This is a genomic window from Planococcus maritimus (assembly GCF_001592825.1).
Lineage (GTDB): Bacteria > Bacillota > Bacilli > Bacillales_A > Planococcaceae > Planococcus > Planococcus maritimus_C.
The window spans coordinates 1-383 of sequence record NZ_LTZG01000031.1 but is presented as its reverse complement, the minus strand read 5'-3'; the positions used below and the strand labels follow the sequence as shown (position 1 = coordinate 383).

Here is a 383-nt window from a genome sequence, read left to right as displayed (position 1 = left end):
AAGTTGGGGACTTACACATATACTTACTCAAGTCCGACGGTATACTCGACCGGAGGAGATTTTAGAGTGTGCCTTTCAGGAAGCACTCCTTTTTCTGTTTCACTGCACTTATATGAGGATGATCCCGGTGACAATCCTGATGATTATGTAGGGGCAAACTATTTTTCACCCGGAGAATGCCACACCTTTGGCAGTATTGGAAAATTTGTAGATGGGAGCAATAACAAGGCCGAGTTCTTTGTTACCGATTACTCTGGTAAATCTAAAACTGTTACGTTTTATGATTGATGGACTCAAATTGTGAAGTATAACCCTTGGGAAAGAACAAAAAAGAGAGATACCTCTCTTTTTTTATGCTTCGACAGCCTTGCGAAGCCTTTCAT

1 protein-coding gene is annotated in these 383 nt (G+C 41.0%); it reads left to right on the top strand.

Translation table 11 applies throughout. The features are described from left to right. Positions 1 to 288: hypothetical protein (locus AY633_RS12285; protein ID WP_068488601.1), on the top strand; the 288-nt coding region annotated here is incomplete at its 5' end. Between the last annotated feature and the right edge of the window lie 95 nt (positions 289 to 383).